Raw genomic sequence first — 263 nt, forward strand, 5'->3', positions numbered from 1 at the left:
CCGATTCTCCCAATGGCAGGGAATAGCGGTGATTGCCGGTCTCCAGTGCAATGGGCGGGGTACGCCGGTTTTCCAGATGAATAGCCGGGACGCAGCCCAATAAAAATGCCTTATCGACATTATCCAGCGGCAATTCACCCTCGAAACGAAAAATCAGTTCAAACGTACCCTCCTCATTCAGTGGCACTGTTGTGCAACTTTTGCTGATATCCAGCGTGACAAAGTTATAAAGCTGGGACAGCGCGTAATACTCCACCAACGGT

General features: G+C 50.6%; 1 protein-coding gene. It reads right to left on the reverse strand.

Annotation, left to right across the window (positions count from 1 at the left end):
• Positions 1-263: type VI secretion system baseplate subunit TssF (locus AAC854_RS24835; RefSeq protein ID WP_340619186.1), on the reverse strand; the 263-nt coding region annotated here is incomplete at both ends.

The sequence above is a fragment of the Xenorhabdus entomophaga genome (assembly GCF_037996725.1).
Lineage (GTDB): Bacteria > Pseudomonadota > Gammaproteobacteria > Enterobacterales > Enterobacteriaceae > Xenorhabdus > Xenorhabdus khoisanae.